This window comes from Algoriphagus aurantiacus (genome assembly GCF_035156405.1).
Classification (GTDB): Bacteria; Bacteroidota; Bacteroidia; order Cytophagales; family Cyclobacteriaceae; genus Algoriphagus; species Algoriphagus aurantiacus.
The window spans coordinates 1-513 of the sequence record NZ_JAXRUT010000090.1 but is presented as its reverse complement, the minus strand read 5'-3'; the positions used below and the strand labels follow the sequence as shown (position 1 = coordinate 513).

Genomic DNA, 513 nt, shown 5'->3' with positions numbered 1-513 from the left:
GATCAGCTTATTCTTGGGGAAGTAGAGGTAGTGTCTACAGGCTATCAGGAAATCCCCAGAGAGCGGGCGAGTGGTTCCTTTGTACAGCTGGGTCAGGAGATGGTAAATCGCAGGGTCAGCACCAATATCCTGGACAGGCTGCAGGATATCACCCCTGGACTGATCTTTAACCGGTTCAATGAAAGTCAGGATCCCATCAGTATCCGGGGAAGAAGCACCATTTTTGCCAATACCACGCCTTTGGTGGTGGTGGATAATTTTCCCTACGATGGGCCACTGGAAAATATCAACCCAAATGATGTGGAATCATTTACCATACTCCGGGATGCGGCAGCAGCCTCCATCTGGGGAGCCAGAGCAGGGAATGGAGTAATAGTCATCACCACCAAAAAAGGGAAAAGCGGATCAGCCCCCAAAGTAAGTCTGAATACCAATCTGATTTTCACCGAGAAACCCGATCTGTTTTATTCACCAAGAATGGACAATTCGGATTTTGTGGAAGTGGAGCGCATG

The 513-nt window shown here is 48.7% G+C and carries 1 protein-coding gene; it reads left to right on the top strand.

All coding sequences use genetic code 11. The features are described from left to right. The coding region (locus SYJ56_RS25865; protein WP_323839305.1) for a TonB-dependent receptor plug domain-containing protein at window positions 1-513 on the top strand (513 nt) is incomplete at both ends.